Raw genomic sequence first — 25,717 nt, 5'->3', positions numbered from 1 at the left:
GAGGAAGAGTCCACCCGTTCAGGTGGACTCAAAACGAACATTTTAGAATTTGCAGGGCTCGACGTTGTCCAGCTTCCAGCCATCCGGCAGGATTGTTCCGCGAGGCACGACGATCACGCCGTCGCGAACGATGACGGGCCCACAGCGACCATCTTCAGGGCATCCGCTTGGTTTGCGGATCACGACCTGTTTTCCAATCCGGCAGTTCTTGTCGACGATTGCGCCTTCGATGATGGTTCCCTCACCGATTCCGATAGGAGGATCGGCAGCGTTCTTGGTCGCTCCTCTCGGATCTCTCGGATAGAAATCGGCTCCCATGAGCACGACACCGGTGATCGTGGCGTTCTTGCCGATGTAGCTTCGCAAGCCAATCAGGCTGTGTGTGATCTTTGAGGTTCCCTCGATGACGCAGCCGTCGGAAATCAAACTCTCTTTGATCTCTGCGTTGTCAATTCGTGTAGAAGGCAGGAAGCGGGGCCGCGTATAGATCGGCGATTCTGCCTTGTGCATCTCGAATGGCGGAGTCGAAGATGCCATTTCCAACTGGGATTCGTAGAAGGCTTTGATCGTTCCGATGTCTTCCCAGTATCCATCGAAGAGGTAGGCCTGAACGTGCTTGGCACGAATCGAAGCTGGGAAGACTTCACGCCCGAAGTCTTCGTAGTCGGTTTTCAGAAGTGCATCAACGAGTGTGTCTCGATTGAACAGGTAGATCCCCATACTCGCGAGATACTCACGCCCGTTGCTTTCAATCCCTTGCTGGTCAATCCAATCGGGGGACGTTTTGACGTGATCCAGTTCTTGCTGCGACTGTGGTTTCTCCAGAAAACCGCAAACTCTTCCGTTCTCGTCGAGTCGTGTGATCCCGAAAGATGCCGCCTTCTCTTGATCGATTGGGAGGGTCGCAATCGTCACGTCAGCGTTGTTCGACTTGTGGACATCGAGCATCTCGCGGAAATTCATCCGGTACAACTGATCTCCGGAGAGGATCAGCACATACTCAATATCTGACTGTTGCAGATACCGAACCTGCTTGCGAACGGCATCTGCCGTTCCCTGATACCAGTCCGCCCCATCGTTGGTCTGCTGGGCAGCCAGTATTTCGACAAACCCGCCGTTGAACGGATCGAAGTTATAGGTCTGCCGCACATGCCGATGAAGGCTGACAGAATTGAACTGTGTGAGAAGGTACGTCCGGCGAATTCCACTGTTGATGCAATTGGAGATAGGAATATCGATCAACCGGTACTTTCCTCCAATTGGGACGGCCGGTTTCGAACGCTCGGATGTCAGTGGCTGGAGCCGAGTCCCCTTTCCTCCACCGAGGACGAAGCAGACCACGTTGTTCATGTAAGACCTCAAGTCATTTAGGAGATGATTGATCGATGATTCCGATGGCCATTCTGTCGAACTCCCGAAAGAAACGCGAGTCCAATTCATTGGTGTTTTGAAATCGTAATCCTAATTGTCACTTTCGCGAAAACGGCTTAGGATGCCGAACTGATCATGGATGAGTGAAAAGAGAGTTTTCTCATTTTCAATTAGTTCCTTCTTCGTCAATTGCGAGCAATGTGCCCTATGTCTGACAACGAAAATTCGTTGAAACGAGGTGACCACCGTTTGACGCTCTGGATCGCTTTAGCGATTGTCGCAGCGATTGTTTTCGCGTTGTTGCTGCCGAGCTTGATGGCGATTGGTCTCAATTCTGGAGACGCAGAACCCGGCTCAGCGGAGTACCTCACCCTCATTCAGGGCCGCGCGAGCTATTGGCTCATCCCGTTGGAGATGGGGGGAGAGGTTTTTCTTCGCGTCTTGAAAATGCTCGTTGTGCCGCTTGTCATGTCGAGCGTGATGAGCGGAATTCTCGGTCTTGGTGATGTTCGAAAGCTCGGCCGTCCGGGACTTGCTGCTGTCGTCTATTATTTGTCGACCACCGTTCTCGCCGTGATCGCAGGTTTGATTCTCGTCAATGTGATGAGTCCGGGTGTCGACTCTATGGACCAGTCCTCACTCGCACAGGTGGACTCCAAGGGAGAATCGGTCAAAGCTCGACTTTACGCGACACTGGCGGAAGATATTGGAGTCAAGGATCACGACGTTGCGGAAGCCTTGAACGACAATGAATACCTTCAGGACGAAGAACGGGGCATCGGCGAGATCCTCGAAAATCTCGTTCTGATGATGTTCACCGACAACCTCTTCGATTCAGCGGTCAACACGAACTTACTTCCGTTGATTGTCTTTTCGCTTGTCTTCGCCGGGCTTCTCACCACGATGGGAAGCCGAGTCTCACTGGTGACGGACCTGATTCATCAAATCAATTCGGCATTGATGGCCTTTATCTTGCTGATCATGAAGTTCGCACCGCTCGGGATTTTCTGTCTTGTTGCTGCCCGATTCGGGGAAGCCAATGTCTCTGGAACATTCTTTCTGGAACTCAAACGAACCTGGGGCTACACGATCACAGTTCTCCTTGGACTCGGTGTGCACGCATTTCTGACACTCCCGGTGCTGTTGTGGGTCTTCACGAGACGGAATCCTTACAAATTCATGCTGCAAATGTCTCAAGCGATTCTCACCGCGTTTTCGACTGCCAGCAGTTCAGCCACTCTCCCGGTGACGATGGAATCTGCAGTTGATGAAGCTGGTGTGTCTCGCCGATCCGTCGACTTTGTGCTTCCGCTCGGAGCGACAATCAACATGGACGGAACAGCATTATACGAGGCGGTCGCTGCCATCTTTATTGCACAAGTCGTGGGGGCTGACCTGTCGTTGACTCAGCAGATTATTGTCGCGGTCACAGCAACTCTGGCGGCGATCGGCGCCGCCGGGATTCCGGAAGCGGGACTTGTCACGATGGTCATCGTTTTGACCGCTGTGGGGCTTCCAGTGCAGTACATGACGTTGATTCTCTCAGTCGACTGGTTCCTCGACCGCTTTCGAACCGCCGTCAATGTGTTCGGAGACGCATGCGGAGCCGCTATTGTGGAGACAGCATTTGTGGAACCAAACAGCGTGGAACCAGCCATTGAGCCCGAGCAGGCTTCACAATAAAGCGGTGAGCATAACGCTTTGATTGGTACGACTGCGTTTGAGATGAATCATCTTCGCGACCGAGCATCTTCGCGTGCGTGATTCTCCAAAGAGGTTCGAAAGAAGTCCATCAACGAAAACAGGGTTGCCCCGTGAGGAGCAACCCTGTTCGCATTGGACTGCACAGGAAAGAGCAACTTGCTCTAGGAACGAGCGGTCTCAGCAGTTTCGGCGGTTGGTTCCTTGATATCATAAAGCAGGTTTTCACCCATCTTGTTCTGACATTTCGGACACTTCGCTTTCGCGATTCCCTTGGCAGTCTTTCCACCAAGTTGATGTTGATCGCGACCTTGTGTGCTGACAGTTGTCTGACATTTTCCACATTGGAAGCCGACAACTTCGAGTTCGATGGAATCGTCAGCTTTGTAGAATTCGAGGTTGTCCAATGCCTTGATTTGGGTCTCCATGAACTGGCATCGGTAAGGAAGATACTTGCGTTCCATCGGAATTCCGGCGTCCCCGCCAAAGTCTGCGATTCCGAATTTCTCTTCGAGTGCCTTGCGAAACTCCCAGAACTGCGTGATTCCCAAAGAGACGTATTGAATCTCTTTGCTGTCGCCCACATGGGGAAGTTGGATCGCGATGCGACCTTCACCGAAGACAGGAATTCCGTGGAAAATTGAATCGGCCCGCGAAGCAGTCGGCTGAACGACTTTCAGCTGCTTCAGCGATTCAGAATCGAATTCGAATTTCTCGGCGAGATCGAGATCGGCAATTGCTTTGCCTTCCTGCAATTGCATTTTCAAGATCGATCGGGGGTCGTCTTTGCCGCCACCGCCGAAGAGTTTTCCGGCCTTCTTTCCGAAAACGGCCGCAAGAATCTTCTCCGAAGAGAATGCGAAGTCAGCCGGGACAAAGTCTTTCGCAAGACTGTCTGCCTTCAACTTCAGCTTTTCAGGATTCACCTTGTGCAGATGCAAGTCTGTCAGCCAGACGTCAAAGCCACCGGCACTGTCCACGACAGCTTCACCTTGCGATTCCGCAGACTTTTTCGTTTTGTACTTCGGAGGATCGACGGGAACGATGAACGGGGCGCTGCATTTGGGGCACTTGCCTTGCATCCCGCGATGATCTTCCTTGACTTCGATTCGGCATCCGTACGGGCAGAAAATCAGAATTCCGCCGCCGGGAGTCCTCATTCCGCCGCGCTGACTTCGTTCTTTGCGACGTTTCTGGAGTTCGCGTTCGTCCTTCAAAGCGATGTCGAGCAGATCGTCACTTCCGGCATGCTCATCATCGTGAGACGAGGGGCGCGTTGCGTCCGCGTTCTCTTTCGCTTCGTTCTCTTGAGGAGCGGAAGCGTCTTCCAAATCAGCGATTGAGTTTGTTTCGCTTTTGTCGGTGGGAACGGAGAGTTCGAAGTCATCATCTTCATCGTCGATGGCAGCGACTTCATTGTCGGGCATCTGACTGTAGATGATCTCTTGAGGCTTCGCTTGAAGAGCGATGTATTTCTCTTCGATTCCCTTGTTCATGAAGGCGCCGCAGTTCCAGCAGCGTAACGAATTCACGCGGACCATTTCCCCGCAATCGGGGCACGGGGTCTCTTTCACCTGAGTCATACTGGCTTCCCTTGAATTGCTCGGATTCACGGAGTTCCTGTCGGAGAAGGAACCGCTTCACGGCGCAACGAAAGATTCCGATCCGGAATGATTTGAGTTCTACGACGACAGTCGCATTCGAATTGCAATCGAGTCAATCAATCAGCCGCATTGCAAGAATTGTGAGGACGAAAGGGGATAAGATGAACAATTGACCTCAACACAGCCCCTCTCTGATGAGAGGAACAGAAATCCCTGAATGCAAAGACTAATGCATCAACTCAGTTCCGATTGACAAATCGGAACTTGTCGTTGTTTTTAATTTAACGCTGGATGCCACGCAATTCGACCTCAAAAACCAGAGTTGCCCCAGGTGGGATCAAGTTCGTGACCCCCTGATTCCCATAACCCATCTCAGGCGGCACGATCAGACGCCGCCGACCTCCGACTTTCATCCCGGAAAGGCCATGTTTCCAGCCCGGAATCACTTCATCCAAAGCGACTGTGACTTCTTCGCCCAGCTTCCGTGTGTCCGAAAACCGTCGTCCGTCGCCAAGTTGGCCCGCATAATGGACCGAAACGACGGAATCTTCCGCAGGATCGACAGCATCGCCAGAGCCATCTTCAAGTTCCACAAACCGAACTCCAGAGTCCGTTGGAACGGTCAGATCCTTGATTCGGAGATTTCGAAAGTCTACCGGCGTTGAATGACTCTGCAGCGCCAAGTGACCGAGGGGAGGGCGTTGAGACAGCCGCCAGATCTCGGGGGCTTTGCCGTTTTCGTCGAGTGGTCCGGTCGCGAGATTGACGTCATTGATGGTCTCGCCATTGACGATGACGGTCAACGCATCACCCATGCAGATGATTTCACAGGCGTTCCATTCTCCGACGGGGTTCAGCTGCGCACGTTTTTGCGGAGCAGCCTGATAGTAGACGCTCCCTGTATATTGTGTGGGACGAAGGTCCGCGTATTTTTCGGCGGAGTCGTCGAGCAACTGGATCTCGATTCCGGCAAAAGATGGGTTCTCGCTTTCCGGAGTTCGCAATGCAAATCCCGAATTGCCTCCTGCTGACAGGCGATATTCGAACTTCACATGAAAATCGCTGTACTGAGAATCTGTTCTGAGCCATCCTCCTCCGAGTCCACGGCAAGAAACCATGTTCCCCGAACGAGACCAGACTTCCGATCGGCCATCCTGTACGGTCCAGCCTTCAAGGTCCTCTCCCGGCAGCAACGATTCGAATCCGGGTTCGCGGGCTGTGTTGGCGCTGTCGAGAGAAACAGTTGATGCCACACCGGGTTTGGTATTCGGCGGCGACAACGGCGGTTTTAATGCCCCATCTGGAACACGTAACAGCGACGGACCGGGCTCCGATTTTTCTCCGAGTTGATCGATTGGCGCGAGAGATGGAGGAGAAACCGGACGCAACTCGGCGGATTTCGTGTTTTCTCCAGAATATGTCGGCTGAGCGGAATTCGGCTCATCACTCAGGACTGGTTTTCCCGTAGCAACTGACAATGCGAAACCTAAACAGATCACAGATTTCTTAATCACCACGGCGGTCAGTTCCTGGTTGCGAAGAGGTCGGAATTGAGTCGCGGAGCCGGATTCGATGAACCCACAAGCTTTCTGAGTGGGAATTGAATCAGTCACCGCATTAGGATAGAGGAGAACTGTATCAGCGAACGAAAATTCCCGCACGAGCATTTGGTGCTGCGTACGGAGACGAAACCAGTGTCGGCGAAGTTTGCCGAAGTCCGTTTGTCTTGCATGTTCAAACTTGAATGGGTTTTGGCACTGTGATGTCCGAACGAACCGAAATTGAAGGCGAAAAGCCGCTCGCTCCAGCATCTCCTGTGCTTGCAGAACTCGAGGAAACACTTGAGAAACTTCTGAATTCTCGCGAGACATTTGCCGTCGAAGCTGTGAATCTGCTCATTGATTCTGCGGAAAAACTCGGAGCAAGTGATCTGCATCTCGTCCCGGAGTCTCAGGACGGAGTTCTCGTCAGCCGGTTTCGAATCAACGGAGTCTTGCAGCCCGGCCCCAAGGTGCCACTCGCAGTCAACGTCATCTCACGGTTGAAGGTCATTTCTGGTCTTTTGACTTATCGAACCGATGTCCCGCAAGAAGGACGTGTCAAGGCGAAGAACGCGCAACTGCAAAGTGATTTCAGCGAAATTCGAGTCAGCACTTTTCCGACTCTGCATGGTGAAAAGGCAGTTGTCCGATTTTTTATCGGGTCCGATGAGTTTCGATACGTCCGCGACCTTGGCTTTCCCGAGGACGTCACCAATGGAATTCAACAGGCACTCGGGGAGACCTCCGGGTTGTTTCTGATTTGTGGCCCGGCTGGCTCAGGAAAGACCACTACGGCTTACGCTCTCCTTCGAGAGTTACAGGATTCGACGTTCGGGATTCGAAACATTTGCACGCTGGAGGATCCGGTCGAAGCAGAAATCTCGGGAATTTCTCAGTCACAGGTCAAAGCCGATTCCGGGTTAACGTATCAACTCGGGCTCCGGTCACTCATGCGCCAAGACCCCGATGTCATTTTCGTCGGCGAGATCCGCGACCGTGAGACCGCCGAAATCGTGTTTCAGGCGGCGCTCACCGGGCATCTCGTCCTGTCGACGTTTCATGCGACATCTGTGTCCGAAGCCATCAGCCGACTAACGGACATGGATGTCGAGCCATACGTCCTTCGTAGCGCCCTCATGGGAGTTCTCGCCCAACGATTGTTGCGTCGCGTGTGCGACTGTCGACAAAACGGGCAAGACGTTTGTCCCCAGTGCAATGGTTTGGGATTTTCCGGACGATTTGCGATCGCTGAATTTCTGCGGCCGCAGACAGCTTCGATCAGCCGTGAAATCCTCGAACGCAGCGATTCTCGGGAAATTCATTCCGCCGCTGACAAATCCGGGATGATTTCATTGGTCCAAAGGGCCCGCTCTGCCGTTGAACAGGGCGAGACGACGTTATCGGAGTGTGCACGCGTCTTGGGTCCGCGTGTCTTTTTAATCGACAATGTCTCCCCAATCTCTCCCGACCCTTGACGAAACATGTACGCAGAAGTACATATAAATTCACAAGTTACGATTCCACAGCAAGAAACTGTAACGCAGAGACGAGGATCTTCAGATGGGTTGGATCATTGGCCTGATTTTCGGGGCGATAGTCGTTCTGATCATAATGGCTATCCTGGCGCGATATTTCGGCCTGTGGATTCAGTGCAAAATGACCGGGGCTAAGATTTCTCTGGCGAACCTGGTCATGATGTCGATTCGGAAGGTGAACCCCAGCGTCATCGTCCGCAGCAAGATTATGGCTGTTCAGGCGGGACTGACGGATCAATACGACATTTCCACGCGGGCGCTCGAAGCTCACTACCTCGCTGGCGGAAACGTTCCGAACGTGATTCGGGCCTTGATTGCGGCTCACCGAGCAAATATCGACATGGACTGGCAAGTGGCTCAAGCGATTGACCTCGCTGGACGAGATGTCCTCGACGCCGTTCGGACAAGCGTTTATCCAAAAGTCATTAACTGCCCAGATCCTCGGAAGAATGCTGGAACGCTGGATGCCGTTGCTGCTGATGGAATTCAGCTGAAGGCACGTGCCCGCGTGACCGTCCGCACAAACATCCAACAGCTGATCGGTGGAGCGACCGAAGAGACTGTGATTGCTCGTGTCGGACAGGGGATTGTTCAAGCCATCGGTTCAACGGAGTCGTACGCACAGGTCCTCGAAAACCCCGATCGAATTTCTCAAACCGTGTTGAATCAGGGTTTGGAAGCGCAAACAGCATTCGAAATCGTTTCGATTGACATCGCAGATATCGACGTTGGTGACAACATCGGGGCTCGACTTCAAGCCGATCAGGCAGAAGCAGACATGCGAGTCGCACAAGCTCGTGCCGAACAACGACGAGCGGCGGCCGCTGCACAAGAGCAGGAGATGGTCGCGAAGACTCAGGAGAATCGGGCGGAAGTGGTGCTTTCGGAAGCTGACGTGCCGGAAGCGATTGCAGCTGCATTCCGTCAAGGAAAACTGGGGCTCCTCGACTACTATGAACTCAAGAATGTTCAAGCCGATACATCCATGAGAGCGTCGATTGCCGGGATGGGAGATGAAGTCGCCCCTCCTGCAGATCAATAATAACGCGATCGGCTATCATACTTCGGTCGCTGGTCCTTGAAGACTCCGGTGACGGTTGAGCCATTGTTGAGGGGAACACATGCACTATTCCGCAAATATTGCCATTCTGGCCGACATCGAAAGTTTCTTCGGTGTGGTCTTTTTCCTCATCGCGTTCGTTGGATGGGTCGTCAATCTCATCAACCAGTCTCAGGGAAAAGGGGGAGCCAATCCCCCGAACCGACGCGGTCAGCGGCCCAAGGCACAAGTCAAACGGAAAACCCAGAATCAGATCGACCAGTTTCTCAATCAAGCGAGAAACCAGCGAAACGACCGCAAGCAGGGGCAAACCGACGATGTCGAAGTCGTTGCGGAGCCTGGACAAACGAAGCGACGTCCCCCCAAACGACGTCGGTCCCGACGCGAAATCTGGGAAGAACAAACAAAGCAACAGCAGCAGAAGGCAACACCTCCGCCAACCAAACCGCTCGCTCAGCAACCGCAGTCTCGACAGAACACTCCGTCACGACGGCGGACTTCTCAATCTGACATCTCTGAACGACGTGCACAAAGTGAAACCAAGAAACCCTCCCGCAAGCAGGAAAATCTGCCCCACGCGGTTGATCAATCGGTCGCTGAACATCTTAGCGTTTTCTCCGCTGGTCGAAGTGACTCGACTGGTCAAATCGGACTGGCTGCGACGACCCGAAATGCTCGCTCGCAGGGAAATTTGATCGGCAATCTTCTCCGATCCAAGGATGGCATTAAGAACGCCATTCTTCTGAACGAGATTCTTTCTCCGCCAGCAGCTTTGCGAAATCGGGACAGCATCTGACGTCGGCAGAAAGCGCATTCAGCCTTTCTCCGCGTCAACGAATTTGTGTCCGAACGCATTCCGCCGCAGGAATCGGACCCGTCGCCCCTTCGATATGACCTCGAACAGGTGCGTGGAGACCGAACTGCAATCTTCTTCGGCCAGTGTCGTTGACCTGATCTGCCCAATGTCGCGGGTTTACCGCGTCTCTCTTGGTATCGCCTTCCGACTTCGTCGCTTCGCGAAGTCGTTGATTCAGTAAAGACTCGGTGACCTGAAGGCCAATTCCTTGGACTCTCGGCACCCACCTGAGCGTGTTTCTCTCACCGATTGCAGCATTTCCGTTGTGTGTTCGTGAAGACGAATGCGAAAGAGACGCGATTGAAGGCGAGCGAATTGATGGTCATCTCAGCGATGCAAATCCGTCAGGACTGTTGCGATCGGTAAATTCCGTAAAGTTCTCCTAACTTCTCACCCCATGCTGACCGATATCAAGGATACGGAGTGCTGATGCGCGACCGGTCGGTTGCCATTCTCACTCTTTGAAGAGAGAGCACTAAACGGAAAGCCGTAAGGCCGATTGGCTGTCTGATTTGGATTCCCAACGGGTTTTCGACATTGACAGTCCTCGAAGAGCTTCACCCGCTCGAGATGCGATCAGGATCGACACTATGACTCGTTGGTTGACTGCCCAAGTTCTGCTCATTTCGGGACTGATTCCGATGTTGGGCTACGCTCAAGACCAATGGATGCCTCCGCAGGCCTACGGAGTCAGCCACGGAGAGGCTATGCCTCCAGGGCAATATCCGATGGGGTCACCCCCACCGGAATACTGGGAAGGGGGAGAAGCCTGTCCGCCCACTTCACCACTTTATGCCGACCTCTTCCCGAAAGAGCGATGCGACTTCTATCGGGGAGATTCCAATTCTCGATTGCTCATCGAATCGACTCTTCGGAATACCTGGATTCGCTATGACTACCTCAACTGGGGAATCGGCGGAGACAATACTCGCCTCGGAGCCCCAGTTCTTCCGGATCCGATTAACGGACCTTTCGACTTGTCAGGAAATGATCGGAGTCATCGCCTGAATGCTCAAGATCGGGTCACTGGTTTGCGACCATTTACGACTGTCATCGTCCCCAAGATCGGAGACTCCGAACACAGCGGACTCAATGGCTCCCGCCTCACGATGGGAGTTCCGATGTCGATTGGGGAACTGGAAGCCAACATCTGGATTCTGGAAGAAGCTGAGGAAGTCGAACGAGTTGTGCCTTTCAACGACATGATTGTTCCCGGCCTCAACGATTTCCAGATCGGGGCTGTGACTTTGCTCGAAGCAGGACAGTTGAGCAACTCCACGATGATTCTCTTCAGCGAAAGCTATCGAGCCTCGCTGGCCACACGAGTTTGGGGAACTGAATTCAACATGGTCTGCAATCCCATCACTCCGAACGTTGGGATTGAAATCCAACCAATCCTCGGTATCCAGTACATCAACCTCAGTGAAGATCTTCTGATCGCCGGGCAGGACGTTCCGGAACCTGGGACCGTGCTCAATCACCGAATTGATTCGCAGACACAGAACCATGTGTTCGGACCACAAGTCGGGGTTCGTTTCGTCTCGCAGATCAAACGACTCACTCTGGCGACGGATGCCAAATTTCTTTTTGGGGTGAATCGCATCGAGAATGAACTCGCAACGCGACAACTGTTCGCCGCTGACGAAACTCCTCGGAATCTCGATGACGCCCGAACTCGATTCGCTCCCACCTTTGACTTCTCAGTCTCGGCCAAGTGCCAGGCGACCAAGCATCTGTCGATGTTCATCGCATACGAACTCCTCGTTGGGGGAGGCTATGCACGAGCCTATGACAGCCTCTACTACAACTCAGCAGCCGGAACGAGTGATCCTCCTGCGATCACTATTGATGATTCCGTCGACAACTTCTACGCCCACGGACTCGTCCTCGGAGTGGAACTTGCCTTTCAGTAAGATGATGCACTCGCAATTCCAGCCTCAGGCGTCAATGATACGAAGCGAAAACAACAGATTCGTTTCCAGAGCAATTACGACGACCTGAGGCACGATGGAAATTCGACGCTTTGCTGAAGAGGTTTTGCTGAGTTCCGATCTTCAGAACAAGCTGCAACCTGTCACAGAACCGATGACCGATCTGGCTCCCGGCCACTCCTTGCGAGTGCCCGAGCCAACTCGGCCGGAAAATCTTCAGTTTGCTCCGCGCAGAGCCGCTCCCAAAATGCCAGCACCGGGCGCTCTCTCCGATCCGAAGAAACGGGCTGTTACTCATCACATTCTGGCGAACCATGAACTTCAAGCTCTCGAAGTCATGGCGTGGACGCTGCTTGCCTTTCCTGAAGCTCCGGCAGATTTCCGAATGGGAATCGTTGAGATCATGAAAGATGAGCAGCGACATACTCGCATGCACTCCGAACGCGCAGCGAAGTTGGGAATAAACTTCGGAGAGCTTCCGGTGAACTGCTACATCTGGAAGAAAGCGATGCAGTTCGAATCGATCGTCGACTATCTCGCGGGGCTTCCTCTCGTTTTCGAAGGACGAAATCTCGATCATACTCTCGAACTCGAGCAAGCATTCCTTGCGGTCGACGACCAACGCAGCGCCACGATCATGAGAAAGATTCATGACGACGAAATCGAACACGTTGCCTTTGGTCTCAACTGGCTTCGGAAGCTCAAGCCCGATCATCTCTCCGACTGGGAAGCATTCGAACAACACCTCCACTGGCCACTACGTCCTTCGAAAGCCAAAGGGGAAGAGTTTCAAAGGCAGGCTCGACTTGATTCCGGGATGACCGAAGAATTCATTGACCGCCTTGAGCAATCCACCGATTGAGTCTCTCTGACCCGATGCCTACACTTCCACCGTCAAACAGACGACACACTCATCGGACTTTCCAACACAGCAGCGAATGAACATGTCATCACTTCAGGATCGAGAAATTCTCGTCGGCGTCAGTGGCGGCATCGCTGCATACAAGGTCGCAGACCTCGTGAGCCAATCCGTTCAAGCCGGGGCACGAGTGACAGTTGTGATGACCGAATCGTCGCTGAAATTTATCGGAAAGACAACATTCGAAGCGCTAACCGGTCGACCGGTCTACACCGAACTGTTTTCCCCGCAGGAACACTTTATCGGTGAACACATTGGGCTGGCTCGCCGGGCTGAACTGTTTTTGATCGCACCCGCGACTGCTAATGCTATTGCGCGAATCGCTCATGGATTCGCTGACGACCAACTCACCACCTTGTCTCTGGCGGTCACTTGTCCAGTTTACGTTGCTCCTGCGATGAACAACGAAATGTGGTCGAAGCCAGCTGTTCAGAGAAACATTCAGCAGCTGCAAGACGACGGCATCCGAATCATCGGACCAGATGCCGGCTGGCTGAGTTGTCAGTCCGTCGGTCCCGGAAGAATGGCGGCTCCCTCCGCAATTCGGGAGGAATTGGAAGCCGCCTTCTCATAGGGTTTGAAATCGCGTCAGGCCCCCGAAGATGCGGGAGTGACGTTCTTAAAGATCGAGAAGAATGTCCATTTGATTCGCTGTATCTTCAAGCGAATTGTCACGTCCTTCACGAGTTGCCCAGCCCGTGTAGTTGATCTCGGCGAGTGCTTCCCGAACCGCAGGCCAGTCAACGTCACCTTCTCCAAGACGACAGAATCCGTTTTCGACGCCCCAGTCTTTCACATCGAGTTTTCCAATCCGCGGGCCGAGGATCCGAATCCAGTCTTCCGGCTTCCCGAACTTCCGCACATTCCCGATGTCGAAGTACACCCCAACCCATTCGCTGTCAATCTCGTCGATGTAATCTCGAAACTCATCCGGTGTCTCACAGAATCCGTTCCAGACATTCTCCACGAGAATCTTGATCTTCTCTCGCTTGGCGACGGGTACAACCTTTCGGATTTCCACAATCGATCGTTTCCAAACGTCGTCGTGAGTTTCGTTCTCTCCGGCCACTCTTCCTGGAACAAGCAGAACTGTCGTTCCGCCGATCGCTTTCGAATCAAGAACTGCCTGCTCTAACGCTGCTCGCCCAATTTCCCTGACAGCTGGGTCCGGGTCAGAAAGTCGCTGCTTCCAATGGACCATGTCGACAACGCCATGAACCGGCATACCTGTCTGCTTCATCGCTCGATTCAATGCGTTCAAGTCGGGAATCCCCGGGCTCGCTCCTTCCAGCCCATCGAATCCGAGACTCTGATATTGTTCGAGCTTCTCAATCATCCCCTTTTCATCTGACCCGATTCCGCCCCCTTTGTCTGCTTTGAAGATTTTCCCCTGATTCCGACGAGGACGCTTTTCTTCAGCTGCTTGAGTCAGTGGGCTTCCTCCGAACACGGTTGCACCCACACCGATCGCTGCAGTCTTCACAAAGTCGCGGCGAGTCTGATCCATTATAAATTCCTATCAATCTCAAAACTCAGGACAAGCGAGCTTCACTCATCATCACGGATCGCAGATCGAACATCAATCGTTCCCGGAGATTGGAAAACCAGCTCATCGAAAACAACGCCGAGAGAAGAGAGCAACTTTCGAAATGGAATTCACGAACTCTTACGACGAACCGAGACGGCCCTTCATCCAGACAGCTTGAGCGAGTGCTCAGACAAATCCGCATCCATCAAAAATGCCCGCTTCCTCAACAGAGAAAGCGGGCGACGTTCAACGTTCTTTTTAGAAAGACATTCCTGCGGCTAAGCCATCACACCATCACGAATTTCGCATCGTGAGCGGTGAGATCAGACCGACAGAAACGTCATCCCATTCATCAGCTTGCCGCAGAATTCGCAGCGCAACAATTCCCCGAAGAACAACACTCACCGGTGATGCAAACGCCATCGACACAGCAGTCCGACAGGCAGGCAGCGTCGTCGCAGCAACTCACACAGCAGTCGCAATTCAGGCAACAGTCTGAGGTGAGACATTGGCCTTCACAGATGTCGCAGTCGTCACATCCAGCGACACAACAACTGGACGCATCAACGCAACAGCATTCCAAGCTTGAGGAAGTTTGAACCCGCGCTTGTGAAACAGGGGCGTTGGCCATCAACAAGAGTGCGACCGAAGTCGCCCCAAGACTAAGAATTTGAAACATATTTTCTACTCCAAAGATACGGTTGTAAGAGACTGCAAACGCAGTCGAAGCTTGATGTTCCCCAACACTCAGCTTCACTGAGCGTGAGAAACATTCGTGGTCAAAAAAGAACTAAACGATCACAACCGATTTTGGAGGCGGAGAATCCGGCTGCTCCGTTCGACCGACAAAGACTTCAGTCGTGAGTGGACTTTTCCGGTCATCAAAGAGGGAGAATTCAATTCACTCGTGAGAATCGCCGAGAGTGTGATTGACGGAACACAGCATGGGCAGCTGTTCTCTTGGTACGGACAGTCGTCCGATCCGTCCTGGCTCGCGTGTTGCCGACCTTCTGAAGCGTCCGGGACACAGCAAACTTGCGTCGACGAATCGAAAGCCTCAGTCGAGCAGCATGTCGGTGCTAAGGTTCCCAGAATGTTCTGAGGCCCCGGACAGCAAGGATCGTCACCACAGCAGGTTGATCCAGCAACCTCTCCATGATCACGCACGTCTCCAAACCCGACGCCGAGAAGCGGCTGCAGGACAAGAGCAACACTGACGATCATCAACAGGTAGAGTTTCATTGTTCTTTTAATGAGTGAATCGACCACAATCATAAGTCGCTCCGTCCGCAGCCACAATCCCCATTTTTCGAAACAAATTCTGTACCCGGACTTCGAGAGCATTTCTTCGCTCGTTTGCAGTGATTCACACCATCGCCCCGGAAGTCATCGGCCAAAATGCTCCCAAAGAGTGCGAAGACCGTGATGAAAAAGGTCGACCGAGCCACCAATTCGAACAAGGTTCAAAAACTGTCGAAGTGTTCACAGTGAAAGCGCTTGCAGATTCAAACTTCCTTCGCAATAATCCGCCTCCCTGTTGGTTAAGGAAGCATGAGTGACCCCACTTCGCTGCCTTCAGAACCCTGAACCATCGATGATCGCATGTTCACAAATCGAACACTCATCGACAGTTAGCCAACAGAATCAGGGATGTCCCAACAAAGACACCCCAACGAAAATCCAATTTCCGGCGGTGTAGCTCAGTTGGTTAGAGCAGCGGAATCATAATCCGCGTGTCGGGGGTTCGAGTCCCTCCACCGCTATTCTGTGTTCACTATCGCAAGCATAAGTGCTTGCTGTCGGCGTGTTCACTATCGAGCGGATCGCGGATTGAATATCCGCGATCAGGGTTTCGTTGATCCGACGGAGTCGCTGTTCTGGGAATAGTTGTTGGATGTCCGTAAAGGGCCGGGACGTTGTTGATCTCGTGGGCCAATTGCGATCTGTGTGGTGGTTCGATCAGCGAAACAAAGCGTGAAGTTTCTGTCTGTCGAAGGGGTGAGTGAAAGGGCTATGTTCTTGAGAATGTTGGCCGGATAATTCCTTTGGGCCGGTGGATCGATTTGGCGGGGTGTGAGGAATGACGAATTCCAGTGGTTCTCAATCTCAGCGGCCTTCGAGTCCGCCTCCTCCGCCTCCAGCTTCTCCACCACGCAAGCAGAGTGCTTCGCCTCCACCGCCTCCCCCATCACCGCCGTCTAAGCGTGGCGGATGAATACAAACCCTGTGAAGAGAATCGCTAGAACGATCATACGTGCACTGAAATTGTATGCGCGTGATTTGAATTCCCGTATTTCGACGAGAGCGATACAGGAACAGTGAAACGCTTTTGCCAATGTTCCGGCGAGGCGCTGAGAACCACCATATTCAACTTCGGCGATCATGTACTTGGGTTCGATTCCTCCGGGCTCATCTTGTGTGGAGCGGAAACGCAACGTGAAAATGAGCGCGAATGTAAACGCAATCAAAGCTGGAATGAAACTGGAGAAGGGGATTTCTGTGAGTTGCGAAATTGTGGCGATGGACGCGATTGCTGCGACCACAAAGTGAAACAGATGTTCAGATTTCTGTTCAATCTGTCGCGTTGCCTCCCCGCTGCGAATGTATTCTTCTTTAGCCTCTTGAAACGCAAGCATGTCGTCAACGTCTTCGCGTGGTTCGTGTGACTGGTACCATGATTCCGCGTTGAGGAATTCTTCGTTTCGACAGTAGTGAAACTGCCAAGAAGTGAAGAGCAGTTCGATCGGTTCGAAAAGCCAAAGTTGAAAAAACTCAATTGGATCTGAATTTGTTTTCGAGTTGTTGTGCTGGGGGCATCGCGACTCCTTTCGAAAGCTAGGGGAAAAGCTGCCCGTATCGAAGCCTGTTCGGCAATATGGGGAGTTGGGTGATGTATTGAGTTGGGCGACGTGTTTGTTCGTGAGTGGTTTGTTGGAGGACGAGCACTTGGTTGTCGTTTGGGTCGTACTGCATGGGGGAGGAACGTGGGCTTGGGGGCGAGGGCGGATGAACCGTTAGAACCGGTACAACTCCACTCGGGGTATGCCGACAATCGGTAGATTTCGCACTTTCGGACGATCTCGGACGACCGATTCACCGAAGAAAGCAGAGGACCGTGCCGCCTGTTGATATCCCTGCGTAGCCAGACTCCGCCTGTTTGGAAGGTCCGTCTGTTTGCGTCTGCGAGGTTGAACGATGCGGGCACATTTCCCGACTTATTCTCTCATGCTATTGGTCGTCGTCAGCTTAATTGGCGGATGCGCAACGACTCGGAGTCAATCTCAGAGAACTCCGTTGTTCGTCTCCCACTCCAACGGAGTCGAGGAAGCGCAAGCCGGTTCACCCTCCGTAGAAGCCAGTCCTGCGGTACAGCAAGTTGCGCACGAGGACGATGACGAAGTTGTCGAAGAGGCTCCGCATTTGATGGAAGCTGGCGGTGAACAGCTACCTGCGGTCGACACAATCTCTCCGTTGCCATCGCCTGAGGAATCAGAACTCGGTTTTCTCGTCAGCACGGCGGTCGATCAGAATCCGCGTCTGATTCGTTTGTTTCATGAGTATCAGGTTGCGGCGGCGAGATCGCAGTATATTGATAAGCTCCCCGATCCGAAGTTGGGAGCCAACATTTTCGGTGATCCCATTGAGACTGCGGCGGGCTCTCAGAGGGCCACGATGAGTTTGAGTCAGACGATTCCATGGTTGGGGAAACTGAATGCACAACAACAGCAGGCATGTTTTGAAGCATTCGCTGTACGTGCTGAGTACGCCGCCGAACGATTGAGAGTCATCGCGGGGGTGAGGGTCGGCTGGTATCGTCTGTATGTTATTGACAAACAGATTGAGACGACCGAAGCGAATCAAGAGTTACTCGAATCGCTGATTGATGTCGCAAATGCCCGAATCGCGACAGGCCAGGCGTCTCAGGGTGATGTTCTCTTGGGCACGCTCGAGCTTTCCAAACTTGAAGAGCGGCTGCTGACCTATCGCAAGCAGCGACGGGCAGTGGAAGCAGAAGTCAATCGGTTGGTTGGGCGATCTGCTGAATTCCCGATTCGTTCAGACCGGGAACTTCAACTCGCGACGATCGATCTCGATGAGAAAGCAATTCACCAAATTGCATTGGGAACGCAACCCGAGATTCAGGCAGCTCGATTGCGGACGCAGGCGACACGGTGGGGAATTGAGGTCGCACGACTGAGTCGTCGTCCGGAGTTAATGCTGACGGCGAGCCATTTCTTCACAGACGATAATCGTCCTGATTCATCGGTTGTCAATGTGGGAGAAGACCCGTGGGCTGTTGGAGTTCAGGTCAGCCTTCCGATCTGGCGAGAGAAATACGATGCCATAAAGAATGAAGCTGGATGGAAGCATCAGGCAGCACATGCGTCGGTCACTGATCTTGCGGACCGTTACGACGCCCTGATTCTCGATTTGATGACCGAAGCTCACAGAGCCATGGAAACTGCAGAGCTGTACGCGGATACGATTCTGCCGCAGGCGAGACAGACTCTCTCTGCTGATCAGGAATCCTACTCCAACGGCAATGTCGACTTTGACAGAATCATTCGAGACTACCGCAACTTGCTGACTTTGGAGCTGGGGTACCATCAGGCGGTCGGTGAACTCGCCATCGCCAACGCCCGTCTTCAACAAGCTGCAGGCCGCGACCTGACGATCGCACCCGTTGTTAACAAGCTTCCCTCACTCGAACAACTTGATTGAAAAGATTGGCTCGCGATGACGAAGCCGGTCCTCTTCGCATATCCTGGATCGGTCTTTGCGAAGTCAGCCGGAGAGCCATGCGACTGGCCAGAAGGCTCCAATGATGCACGGCAATGAGCACGGAATGTAATAAAAAACTGTTGGACCTGTTCTGCGTTCCTCGATACACTGCACCGTGTCCGTCAGTCTTTTCGCGAAAACGATCTCACCGTGTTGCCGAAGTATCGACCCATTGCCGCTTGGATGACATTCGCATTGCTGCTCATGCAGACGGTGTGCGCTGGAATGGACTTCGGGTGCGGTTGTGGATCTTTGCCTTCTCCATGCAAAGCTGGGGAAGAAGATTGCTGCTGCTCGGGAGAGGAAGCTTTCGATGCGGGAACGTGTTCGCACTGCAGCCCGGTCTCTGAATTCGACGATTCGCATCGCTCAGATGGGAACGCAGACGGGTTTCAACGTGTTTCCGTTTGTCACTGTGGAGAGTTTACTCCTCGCAGCTCTGAAGAGCAGGGCATTCCGGATGCTTCAGAATCGGTCTTCAAACACTTGCTGGCTGCGATTGTCAGTGGTGATGAGTGCATCAGAACTCGGTTGATTTTCGCTCCCACTTTGGGGAACTCGCAAGTTCCTTCGCATGTTGAACTGACGCACAACTACAAGCAGGTTGTGCTTTGCGTCTGGCTGACCTAGCCGACGATCGCGTCTCTCTTTTGGCGATGTCTTGTCGCCTCATTTCCAAGCTTGATTCTCCGCCTGATTGCCCGGGCTGAGATTCCGTTTACGCAATCTATTTTGATCAGCATCTCGAAACTGATGTTGATTTCACATTCGAAAGGTCAGACATGCAACTCGTACGCTCATTTTCTGTTCTGAGTCTCTCCCTTCTGCTTGCCGCCGCCTTCGTGGGCTGTAATCAGTCTCCCTCGACCGATTCCGGTGACGCTGGTGAACAAGCGGCCTCTTCGGTCACGATCGCCAATGAACATTGCCCGATCATGGGTGGCAAGGTGTCCGTGGAAGCTAAAACCGTCGAGTGGGACGGAAAGACGATTGGCTTCTGCTGCGATGGTTGTGATGAAAAATTCATGGCCCTCTCCGACGAAGAGAAGTCCGAGAAACTCGCTGCCGCTGAAGCCGGTTCCGAAAGTGGCTCCGACCACGAAGGTCATCAAAGCGACGATCACGATCACTCGTGATTCACTCATCGCTTGATTGACGTTCGATGATTTGGGCGGCTGGTTGGAGCATTTTCCGGCACGGTCCAATGCTGGTTTCGTCGCTTCAGCCAGTCGACTTCTTCGATCTGAAAGGGACTCTCGATGGATCAAAACCCTCTGCCCACAAAGGATAGTGTTACTCCTCAACCGATTCGTCGATCGTTGGGGTGGTGGGTCTCACGCTTTGGCAATATCGGTCTCTTCTTCGGAACGGGAGTGCTTCTCATCGTTCTCTTGGTAGTTGCCCAGAGAACTGGCTGGATCCAGAAAGGGAGCCTGTCGGCAGGGGCGTCTTCCGATGAAGGATCGGAGGAGGTCCACACTTGCCCGATGCACCCTCAAATCCGACAACCCGGTCCGGGGCGTTGTCCGATTTGCGGGATGGCACTTGTTCCCGCAACGTCCACCGGGGCCGATCTTGATGAGCTGGCCGTGACGATTGAACCGGCGCAGCGACGGCTTGCCAATATCAAAACCGCCGAAGTGACGAAGCAACCTGTCACGACCATATTGCGGACCATCGGTTCCATTGAAATCGATGAAAGTCGTCAGGCGACGATTGCTTCGTACATCGACGGTCGTGTCGAGCGACTTTTCGCCGACTACACCGGTGTGGTGGTTGAATCAGGGGACCACCTTGCCGTGGTTTACAGCCCGCAGCTTTACTCCGCTCAAGTGGAGTATGTCGAAGCCAAACAGACTCTTGCCAAGACCCGGGATTCCACTTTGGCATCGGTCCGAGAAGCGCAAACGAAGCTCGTTGCCAACTCACGCCAACGACTCGTTGAACTCGGGATGAGTGAAGAGCAGCTGACCGAACTCGATTCGTCGGGGGAGGCCAAGTCTCGCCTGACGATTTACGCTCCCATTGGCGGAACGGTCATCGAGAAGCTTGCTGAGGAGGGGAAATATATCTCGGCCGGGGAGCCCATCTATCGCATTGCCAACCTCTCGACTGTCTGGCTAATGTTAAAACTTTACCCGGAGGATGCGTCACGCATTCGATTCGGTCAAGTTGTCAAAGCGGAACTGACTTCGCTCCCGGGGAAAATGTTGACCGGGCGTGTTGCTTTTGTTGATCCCCGGGTGGATAAGTCGAATCGCACGGTCGGGGTTCGAGTTGAATTCCTCAATGAGGACGGTGAGCTTCGTCCGGGCGACTATGCTCAGGCGACGATCGAAATTCCTGTTGGTCCACAGGGCGATGTTTTTGACGCGGAACTGGCTGGCAAATGGATCAGCCCGATGCACCCTCAGGTCATCCGAAGTGAACCGGGTGACTGTCCGATCTGCGGAATGAAACTCGTCCCGACTTCACGCTACGGGTACACGGATCAACCTGTTGTGCGGGAGGAATCCATCACTGTGCCTCGGTCGGCTCTCTTGATGGCTGGTGATCGGAGCGTGGTGTATGTCGAGACTGATCCCGGGCGTTTTGAAATTCGCATCGTCACACTCGGACCGATTCTCATGAACGAGGCTGTGATTCTCGATGGCCTGTTGGTCGGAGAAAAGGTTGCGACGTCCGGAAACTTTCTCATCGATTCGCAAATGCAACTGGCTGGTAAGCCCAGCCTCATCGATCCGACGAAAGTGAAACCGAAACCGGAGCTCCGCAACACGCCGCTCGACTTTGATGAGATTCAGATCGCTCAATTGGAAGGGGAAACCGGCCAACACATTGAAAAACTCTATCGCGCGTACTTTGACATCCAGCGTGCCCTCTCGACCGATAGAGTGCCAGAAGAGGAACCGGTCTCGACTGTCGAACAATTGGCCGAAAAACTGCTGGCTGCCGGGGAACTTCCGGAAGGAGTTCGTGAGCAACTGAAAGTGATCGAGCAGAATATTCCGCATCTGCATCATCTGACGCTCGAAGAAGCTCGCATTAATTTCAAACTGATTAGCAATGCGATCGTGACGCTCGCGACGGAAGTCCGTGGAGTCGAGGCGACAACGCCCTTCAATCATTTCTTCTGCCCGATGGTCAAACAGGGCGAAGGCGACTGGTTGCAGGCGGAAGAGTTGCTGCGCAATCCGTATTTTGGCCGGGAAATGCTGAGTTGCGGCGAGTTGGTCAGAACGATTCCGCCTGACGCGAATAACGATAGTTCAGATGAAAGCGACGAGCCACAAGAAAGCGACAAGCCACCGGAAACGGACGACGCAGTCGATCAACACGGAGGAGTCGAGTAGATGCTCCGTGCGATGATTTCGTTCTGTATCCGTGAACCGTTGATCATGGCGGTGCTGACGGTCGTTGGCATCGGCTACGGATGGTATGCCACTCACAAAGTTCCCATCGATGCGATTCCAAACATCGGTGAGAACCAAGTCATCGTCTTCACAGCCTGGCCAGGGCGATCTCCGAAAGATGTCGAAGATCAGATTACCTATCCACTGTCGGTCGCGTTGCTGGCAGTCCCGAATGCGGAATCGGTCCGTGGCAAAAGTCTGTTTGGATACAGTTTCGTCCAGGTGACATTCAAGGACAGCACCGACTTTTATTGGGCACGCTCACGAGTGGCAGAACAATTGGGGACGGCAGGAGCAACGCTTCCCAATGGCGTCATTCCCACGTTGGGGCCGGATGCAACAGGCTTGGGGCAGGTGTTGTATTACACGCTTGAGTCGCCAGACGGGATGAACCTCTCCGAATTGCGGAGCATGCAGGACTTCGTTGTTAAATATGAGTTACAAGCTGTTCCGGGCGTCAGCGAAGTCGCCAGCGTCGGCGGATATGTGCGTCAGTATCAGGTCGAAATCGATCCGGACCGACTTCGGTTTCATAACGTTCCGCTCGATCAACTGGTCGAAGCTGTTCGCAAGTCGAACATTGATGTCGGTGCGAAGACGGTCGAGTCCGGAGGAATGGAATTCATTATTCGGGGGCGTGGGTTCATCGGTGCGGAACAGGATATCGACAAAGCCATCGAGGACATCGAACAGACCGTCGTACGAACGCGCGACGGCATTCCGCTTCGCATTCGGGATATCGGACATGTCCAACTGGGGCCGGAGTTTCGACGGGGCGCGATCGACTTGAACGGAGCAGAGGCTGTCGGTGGAGTGGTCGTGATGCGATTCGGTGAGAATCCGAGGGAAGTCATTGATCGAGTCAAAGCTAAAATCCGGCAGATTGAGCCAAGCCTCAACGGTGTCAAGATTCGAACGGTGTATGATCGAACCGGACTCATCAACGAGACCATCGGCACGCTGAGAGAAGCCTTATCGCAGGAGGTTCTCATCACTGCAGTGGTGATTCTGTTGTTCCTGCTTCATCTGCGTGCAAGTCTGGTTGTGGCTGTCACGCTCCCAATTGCTGTGCTGATGGCATTCATCGCCATGCACGTTTTTGGTATCGGTGCCAATATTATGTCTCTCGCGGGAATCGCGATCGCCATTGGGACAATGGTGGATATGGGAATCATTGTCTCGGAGACGATTTACGACAGCTTGGCTGAGTGGGAGAAAAAAGGTCGACCGGGTGGTCCACAGCGACGGATTGAAGTCATCAACGAAGCGGCGGGCGAAGTTGCACCGGCTGTCGTGACTGCGGTTCTGACAACGGTCGTCAGCTTTCTCCCAGTGTTCATGTTGACCGGTCGAGACTACAAACTCTTCGCACCGCTCGCGTGGACGAAAACGTTCTCGCTGGTCGCCGCCTTGATTGTGGCCATCACTCTCGTTCCGCTTCTCAGCCGATTGTTTCTCTCATCAAGTCGAATGCGTCTGCTCCCGCGCTGTGTGTGGGCAATTGTCTTTGCTGTTGCGGGGGGAGTTTTGGCATTCCTGGCAAGAGCGTCAGTGATGTCCATTTATGAAATTCCCATCGAGCTTTTGGTCGGTGGGGGCGTTGTCATCGGTGGGCTCGGTGGATTCTGGATTCTTGGAGAGCGGCTTCGTCCAATGGATGAGAACCCGGTGAGTCGATTCATCCTGTGGGTGTACGCTCCGACGCTGCGATTTTTTCTTGCTCGCAAAGGCTTGTTTCTCTGCCTGCCGATCAGCCTGATTGTTCTGGGCGCCGGTGCATGGATTGGTTTGCCGACCGTTCTTAAACCTGCAGAAACAGTCACGAAGTCTCTCGGCGCCGATCTGAACGAAATCCCCGGCTATGTTGATGCCAAGCATACGTTGACCGGATTGGAGTCGGACGACTGGATTGCCCTCGACGAAGGAAGTTGGTTCTACATGCCAACTCTCTATCCGGCCGCGAGTTTTTCACAAGCGATGGAGGTGCTGCAAACGCAGGATGCTCTCATTAAGGAGATTCCGGAAGTCAAAGATGTCCTCGGGAAAATTGGAAGAGTCGAGTCCGCACTCGATCCGGCCCCCGCTGCCATGGTCGAAACTTACGTCATGCTCAAACCACGAGAAGAGTGGCGGGAAGGCGTGACCGCGAAAGACATTTGGGATCAGATCAATGCAGTCGCCACTCTTCCGGGAGTCACACCTGCTTCGCCTTTACAGCCCATTGAAGGCCGAGTTGTGATGCTGCAAAGCGGAATTAAAGCGTCGATGGCGATACGGATTTACGGTGACAGCCTCGACGGGCTGGCTGAAGCATCTCTGAATGTTGCAGATCATCTCAAAGGGTTGCCACAGATCAACTCGGGCACCGTCAATCCGGACATCGTGCTGGGGAAACCGTATGTCGAGTTTCAGGTCAATCGGGAAACAGCGGCGCGATACGGGATGTCGACAGCGATGGTCAACCAAATCATCGAAACCGCATTGGGGGGCTCGAATGTCACCAAGACCGTCGAAGGTCGGGAACGGTACCCGATTCGAATTCGATACGAACGCAACTTGCGGGAGCGTCTCGACGAACTGGATCGCTTGCCCGTCGTGACACACTCGGGCGAAGTTGTGCCTCTCTCCATTCTGGCAAACATGACGACGACATGGGGACCGGGAGTCATCAACAGTGAAGATGCCCGGCTCGTCTCGCACGTCTCGTTTTCGCCATCCGGAATGGTTGGGGACCTCGAGACGGTCGAAGCGGTCGAGGGTTCACTTCGGGAGGCGCAAGAGAACGGGACTCTCGAATTGCCAACCGGATACGCCCTTAAGCCAGTTGGATCATTCCAGAACCAGATTGAAGCCAATCAGCGATTGATGTGGGTCATCCCTCTGGTAATCTTTATCAATCTGTTCATCATCTATCTGCAATTCCGCCACTTGCCAATCACAATCACCGTGTTCGCAGGAATTCCGGTCGCCTTTGCGGGAGGCATGATCTTTCTGGCGATTAACAACATCGAAATCAACACGGCGGTCTGGGTTGGATTCATCGCTTTGTTCGGTATCGCCGTCGATGATGGAGTGGTCATGGCGACGTATCTCGATCAAGTCTTCACACGCAAACGACTGGCGACAATCGATGACATTCGCAACGCGACCGTCGAAGCAGGCATGAAACGAATCCGCCCCTGCCTGATGACCACATTCACAACGATCATTGCCTTGACGCCTGTCATCTATTCGACCGGGCGGGGTTCGGATGTTGCGAAAGCAATGGCGTGGCCCGTGATCGGTGGGATGGCAGTCGAACTCTTGACTCTCTTCGTCGTGCCGGTGCTCTATGCAGGGTTCAAGGAATTCAAGATGAACCTTGGGATGGTCGACCGCCATTGGGCAGGCGTCGATGAATCAACCGGATAGCGGAAACCGAAGACGGTCGGTGTTCGAAGCTGCGGAGATCAGTTCAAGCGCACCGCTTCAGTTCC

General features: G+C 53.4%; 18 protein-coding genes and 1 tRNA gene. 12 read left to right on the top strand and 7 right to left on the bottom strand.

The annotated features are described in order from the left end of the window. Positions 1–42 precede the first annotated feature (42 nt). The gene (locus tag KOR42_RS01310; protein ID WP_146506822.1) at positions 43–1,350 is read right to left on the bottom strand and encodes a glucose-1-phosphate adenylyltransferase; all 1,308 of its coding nucleotides are present in this window, start codon (positions 1,348–1,350) and stop codon (positions 43–45) included. A gap of 228 nt (positions 1,351–1,578) precedes the next feature. Between KOR42_RS01310 and KOR42_RS01305 the strand changes: the two genes are divergently transcribed. Further along, positions 1,579–3,054 carry a dicarboxylate/amino acid:cation symporter gene (locus KOR42_RS01305; protein WP_146506821.1) on the top strand — a complete coding sequence of 492 codons (1,476 nt, stop codon included), beginning with the start codon at positions 1,579–1,581 and terminating at the stop codon, positions 3,052–3,054. A 182-nt stretch (positions 3,055–3,236) separates the two neighbouring features. Here KOR42_RS01305 and KOR42_RS01300 read toward each other — a convergent pair whose 3' ends face one another. Together KOR42_RS01300 and KOR42_RS01295 are read right to left on the bottom strand one after the other, a co-directional pair. Continuing rightward, the gene (locus KOR42_RS01300; RefSeq protein ID WP_231740573.1) at positions 3,237–4,655 is read right to left on the bottom strand and encodes a hypothetical protein; all 1,419 of its coding nucleotides are present in this window, start codon (positions 4,653–4,655) and stop codon (positions 3,237–3,239) included. A gap of 302 nt (positions 4,656–4,957) precedes the next feature. Continuing rightward, on the bottom strand, positions 4,958–6,343 hold the full coding sequence (locus KOR42_RS01295) for a family 16 glycoside hydrolase (protein ID WP_231740572.1): 1,386 nt from the start codon (positions 6,341–6,343) through the stop codon (positions 4,958–4,960). A 95-nt stretch (positions 6,344–6,438) separates the two neighbouring features. Here KOR42_RS01295 and KOR42_RS01290 point away from each other — a divergent pair, with 95 nt between their 5' ends. The 6 genes from KOR42_RS01290 (at position 6,439) to KOR42_RS01265 (ending at position 13,092) form a co-directional block, all read left to right on the top strand. Then, entirely contained in the window at positions 6,439–7,692 is a 1,254-nt protein-coding gene (locus KOR42_RS01290) for a GspE/PulE family protein (RefSeq protein WP_197440759.1), read from the top strand. Between the two features lie 85 nt (positions 7,693–7,777). Next, positions 7,778–8,794 (top strand): flotillin-like protein FloA, encoded by a 1,017-nt coding sequence (gene floA, locus KOR42_RS01285; protein WP_146506817.1) that lies wholly within the window; start codon positions 7,778–7,780, stop codon positions 8,792–8,794. A 79-nt stretch (positions 8,795–8,873) separates the two neighbouring features. After that, complete coding sequence (locus KOR42_RS01280; RefSeq protein WP_146506816.1) at positions 8,874–9,608, top strand: hypothetical protein; 735 nt, start codon at positions 8,874–8,876, stop codon at positions 9,606–9,608. A 650-nt stretch (positions 9,609–10,258) separates the two neighbouring features. After that, a complete protein-coding gene (locus KOR42_RS01275) occupies positions 10,259–11,581 on the top strand; it encodes a BBP7 family outer membrane beta-barrel protein (RefSeq protein WP_146506815.1) in 1,323 nt (440 codons plus the stop codon). A 94-nt stretch (positions 11,582–11,675) separates the two neighbouring features. After that, positions 11,676–12,461 (top strand): ferritin-like domain-containing protein, encoded by a 786-nt coding sequence (locus KOR42_RS01270; RefSeq protein ID WP_146506814.1) that lies wholly within the window; start codon positions 11,676–11,678, stop codon positions 12,459–12,461. Between the two features lie 82 nt (positions 12,462–12,543). Beyond that, positions 12,544–13,092: a flavoprotein gene (locus tag KOR42_RS01265; protein WP_146506813.1), complete on the top strand. Its 549-nt coding sequence runs from the start codon at positions 12,544–12,546 to the stop codon at positions 13,090–13,092. Between the two features lie 45 nt (positions 13,093–13,137). Here the strand turns inward: KOR42_RS01265 and KOR42_RS01260 are convergent, their stop codons facing one another. After that, positions 13,138–14,025, bottom strand: a complete 888-nt coding sequence (locus KOR42_RS01260; protein ID WP_146509950.1) for a sugar phosphate isomerase/epimerase family protein — start codon at positions 14,023–14,025, stop codon at positions 13,138–13,140. Positions 14,026–14,844: 819 nt separating this feature from the next. Further along, complete coding sequence (locus tag KOR42_RS01255; RefSeq protein ID WP_146506812.1) at positions 14,845–15,321, bottom strand: hypothetical protein; 477 nt, start codon at positions 15,319–15,321, stop codon at positions 14,845–14,847. Between the two features lie 414 nt (positions 15,322–15,735). Between KOR42_RS01255 and KOR42_RS01250 the strand changes: the two genes are divergently transcribed. Beyond that, a tRNA-Met gene (locus tag KOR42_RS01250) sits at positions 15,736–15,809 on the top strand. Between the two features lie 435 nt (positions 15,810–16,244). On the opposite strand, the gene KOR42_RS01245 is transcribed toward KOR42_RS01250, so the two are convergent. After that, the gene (locus KOR42_RS01245) at positions 16,245–16,682 is read right to left on the bottom strand and encodes a hypothetical protein (RefSeq protein WP_146506811.1); all 438 of its coding nucleotides are present in this window, start codon (positions 16,680–16,682) and stop codon (positions 16,245–16,247) included. A gap of 559 nt (positions 16,683–17,241) precedes the next feature. On the opposite strand from KOR42_RS01245, the gene KOR42_RS01240 reads away from it, so the two are divergent. Together KOR42_RS01240 and KOR42_RS01235 are read left to right on the top strand one after the other, a co-directional pair. Then, a complete protein-coding gene (locus tag KOR42_RS01240; RefSeq protein WP_146506810.1) occupies positions 17,242–18,768 on the top strand; it encodes a TolC family protein in 1,527 nt (508 codons plus the stop codon). Between the two features lie 213 nt (positions 18,769–18,981). After that, entirely contained in the window at positions 18,982–19,458 is a 477-nt protein-coding gene (locus tag KOR42_RS01235) for a hypothetical protein (protein ID WP_146506809.1), read from the top strand. 167 nt (positions 19,459–19,625) lie between these two features. Here KOR42_RS01235 and KOR42_RS27265 read toward each other — a convergent pair whose 3' ends face one another. Then, positions 19,626–19,973 (bottom strand): hypothetical protein, encoded by a 348-nt coding sequence (locus KOR42_RS27265; protein WP_231740571.1) that lies wholly within the window; start codon positions 19,971–19,973, stop codon positions 19,626–19,628. A 114-nt stretch (positions 19,974–20,087) separates the two neighbouring features. Here KOR42_RS27265 and KOR42_RS01225 point away from each other — a divergent pair, with 114 nt between their 5' ends. Then, on the top strand, positions 20,088–22,181 hold the full coding sequence (locus KOR42_RS01225) for an efflux RND transporter periplasmic adaptor subunit (RefSeq protein ID WP_146506807.1): 2,094 nt from the start codon (positions 20,088–20,090) through the stop codon (positions 22,179–22,181). Beyond that, complete coding sequence (locus KOR42_RS01220) at positions 22,182–25,652, top strand: efflux RND transporter permease subunit (protein ID WP_146506806.1); 3,471 nt, start codon at positions 22,182–22,184, stop codon at positions 25,650–25,652. Positions 25,653–25,717 lie beyond the last annotated feature (65 nt).

This window comes from Thalassoglobus neptunius (assembly GCF_007859735.1).
In the GTDB taxonomy this organism is placed as follows: domain Bacteria; phylum Planctomycetota; class Planctomycetia; order Planctomycetales; family Planctomycetaceae; genus Thalassoglobus; species Thalassoglobus neptunius.
Note: the sequence above shows the minus strand (reverse complement) of the source record. Positions and strands in the feature narration are given on the sequence as shown.

Coding starts and splice junctions, on each gene's coding strand:
- KOR42_RS01290 (WP_197440759.1), top strand. CDS start 6,439: ATGTCCGAACGAACCGAAATTGAAGGCGAAAAGCCGCTCGCTCCAGCA.
- KOR42_RS01260 (WP_146509950.1), bottom strand. CDS start 14,025: ATGGATCAGACTCGCCGCGACTTTGTGAAGACTGCAGCGATCGGTGTG.
- floA (WP_146506817.1), top strand. CDS start 7,778: ATGGGTTGGATCATTGGCCTGATTTTCGGGGCGATAGTCGTTCTGATC.
- KOR42_RS01295 (WP_231740572.1), bottom strand. CDS start 6,343: ATGCTCGTGCGGGAATTTTCGTTCGCTGATACAGTTCTCCTCTATCCT.
- KOR42_RS01255 (WP_146506812.1), bottom strand. CDS start 15,321: ATGATTGTGGTCGATTCACTCATTAAAAGAACAATGAAACTCTACCTG.
- KOR42_RS01310 (WP_146506822.1), bottom strand. CDS start 1,350: ATGAACAACGTGGTCTGCTTCGTCCTCGGTGGAGGAAAGGGGACTCGG.
- KOR42_RS01275 (WP_146506815.1), top strand. CDS start 10,259: ATGACTCGTTGGTTGACTGCCCAAGTTCTGCTCATTTCGGGACTGATT.
- KOR42_RS01245 (WP_146506811.1), bottom strand. CDS start 16,682: ATGCTTGCGTTTCAAGAGGCTAAAGAAGAATACATTCGCAGCGGGGAG.
- KOR42_RS01240 (WP_146506810.1), top strand. CDS start 17,242: ATGCGGGCACATTTCCCGACTTATTCTCTCATGCTATTGGTCGTCGTC.
- KOR42_RS01220 (WP_146506806.1), top strand. CDS start 22,182: ATGCTCCGTGCGATGATTTCGTTCTGTATCCGTGAACCGTTGATCATG.
- KOR42_RS01280 (WP_146506816.1), top strand. CDS start 8,874: ATGCACTATTCCGCAAATATTGCCATTCTGGCCGACATCGAAAGTTTC.
- KOR42_RS01300 (WP_231740573.1), bottom strand. CDS start 4,655: ATGACTCAGGTGAAAGAGACCCCGTGCCCCGATTGCGGGGAAATGGTC.
- KOR42_RS01305 (WP_146506821.1), top strand. CDS start 1,579: ATGTCTGACAACGAAAATTCGTTGAAACGAGGTGACCACCGTTTGACG.
- KOR42_RS27265 (WP_231740571.1), bottom strand. CDS start 19,973: ATGAGTGAATCACGAGTGATCGTGATCGTCGCTTTGATGACCTTCGTG.
- KOR42_RS01225 (WP_146506807.1), top strand. CDS start 20,088: ATGGATCAAAACCCTCTGCCCACAAAGGATAGTGTTACTCCTCAACCG.
- KOR42_RS01270 (WP_146506814.1), top strand. CDS start 11,676: ATGGAAATTCGACGCTTTGCTGAAGAGGTTTTGCTGAGTTCCGATCTT.
- KOR42_RS01265 (WP_146506813.1), top strand. CDS start 12,544: ATGTCATCACTTCAGGATCGAGAAATTCTCGTCGGCGTCAGTGGCGGC.